This window comes from Shewanella sp., assembly GCF_047975355.1.
Classification (GTDB): Bacteria; Pseudomonadota; Gammaproteobacteria; order Enterobacterales; family Shewanellaceae; genus Shewanella.
This window is the reverse complement of sequence record NZ_JBKEDJ010000101.1, coordinates 1-2,000: the sequence shown is the minus strand read 5'-3', so window position 1 is coordinate 2,000 and position 2,000 is coordinate 1. Positions and strand designations below refer to the sequence as shown.

The 2,000-nt window shown below is 46.5% G+C and carries 2 protein-coding genes; one reads left to right on the top strand and one right to left on the bottom strand.

The window, feature by feature from the left end; genetic code table 11:
- Positions 1-1,126, bottom strand: a 1,126-nt coding sequence (locus tag ACK5NH_RS20490; RefSeq protein ID WP_416923060.1) for a DUF885 family protein, incomplete at its 3' end; no start/stop codon positions are given.
- Between the two features lie 311 nt (positions 1,127-1,437).
- On the opposite strand from ACK5NH_RS20490, the gene ACK5NH_RS20485 reads away from it, so the two are divergent.
- Positions 1,438-2,000: DEAD/DEAH box helicase (locus ACK5NH_RS20485; RefSeq protein WP_416923058.1), on the top strand; the 563-nt coding region annotated here is incomplete at its 3' end.

Below are 2,000 nucleotides of genomic sequence, written 5' to 3'. Positions count from 1 at the left end.
CAGGGGTTTCACGCACGACTAATGGTTTTTTAGGATCTAAGGTCACTAAGTCTTTTTGATTTACAAATTCAATCAACTCAGGAATTTGTTTACGCACTTCGCTCACAAAGTCATCACGCTTAACGTGCTCTGTCGATAATTTATCAATCAATTGGCGAATTGCGATTTTATTGTCCGCAGGTTTTGGCGTAGTGAAATATTTTGGCCACAGCTTGTCGGTGATCTTCGCCATTTCACCTTGCACTCTTTCTTTATCCGCCACGGCTTTTTGATAAAGCTGTTTTGCTGTCATGCCCGCTTGGATATCAAAGGCAAACTTTTGCTCGTATAATTCTTCACCAATTCTATAGCTGCGGGCGCCGTCTTTTTTAAGTTGGCTGACCTGTGCATTTAACCAAGTAATATGTTCATTAATCGCTTTCGTTGCCATGTCGAAACGGGATTTAAATAGCGATTTTTCCGTATCCGACAGACCTGAATCCGCTACTTGCTTCAATAAATCATCGGAGAAGACCGAAAACGCACCTTGGTTTTGCATCACAGCCAATTCAGTGTGTTCTAGGGTTGGCTGCTGGATATTGCTGCGCGCCGCGGCGTAATAAGCGGGGATATTTTCCATTCTGGTCAATACGGAACGTAATCTGTCATCGAGTGGCGCAAAGTTTTCATTGATGATTTGTGCAAAACCGCCGGCCACGTTATAGCTCGAGGGATCCCATTGCCACGACTTAAAGTCGGTGATTTCCCACGCCATGCTGTTTAACAGGTTATCAATCAAGTGATAATCGATGGTTTCATTAGAACTTAGAGACTTAAGTTCAAACTGTTTCAGCTTTGCCTGCTGGGCTTTTACAAAGGCAAGTGTCTTAACACGGCTGGCTTCATTGGGGATTTCTAAATAACCATCATTAACATGTTTGCCGCTGTAGAGCGCCCAGGTTGGCGCTAATTGCCACAGTTCATCGATAAAGGTCTGGCTAAATTGTGCAAAGGCGCTGGTCTTCACATCAGCACTGACCGCGCTTGATTTGGCGGTATCGGCTGACGCTTGAGTAGATTGCGATTGGCAACCCGCAAGGCCTGTGATCGATAACAAGATCGCAAGAGAGATGGCGGTTTTCTTCATCCTTTTTCGTCCTTTTTATATTTATGCGTTAATTCCAGTGCCTCGAGGCGACCGTAAGCGTCTAAAACTTAACTCATCAGACGCCAATAAAAGGACTTAAGTTAATCATATCAGCCGCCTAATTGCAGCTGTGTTACAAGCGAATACATGCCCAGTTACAAATTTGTAAGCCAGAGTACCGATAGCGCTCAACTATCAGCCTGTGTGAGATAATCCCCTATTTCACTATCGCTACTGCTATAATAGCGACCTGCTTCGCTGTTCGCCTCAGGCCTACAGTTTGCCAATAAATCATTTAGTTGAGACTCTTAATGCCATTCTCCCAACTTGGATTACACAGCGCGCTTGTCAAAGCGGTGACTGAACTGGGTTACACGACCCCCACGCCGATACAGACAAAGGCCATTCCCAGCATTTTAGCGGGCAAGAATGTGCTTGCCGCGGCGCACACGGGCACAGGTAAAACCGCCAGTTTTGTGCTGCCGCTGCTACACAGATTCGCTGACGCCCCCAAGATCCGCCCTAAGCGAGTGCGGGCCATCATACTCACCCCCACACGTGAGTTAGCGCTTCAGGTCGAAGAAAATATCAATCTATACGCCAAGTATTTACCTTTAACGGCCATGGCGATGTACGGTGGTGTCGACAGAGCGCCGCAAAAGAAACGGCTGATTGAAGGAGTTGATTTACTGGTCGCCACACCAGGGCGTTTGCTCGACATGTATACCCAAAGGGCCATCCGTTTCGATGAAGTTTCAGTATTGGTGCTCGATGAAGCCGACCGCATGCTCGATATGGGCTTTATCGAAGATATTAATAGCATCATCGAAAAGCTGCCCGAGCAGCGACAAAACCTCTTATTTTCAGCCACCTT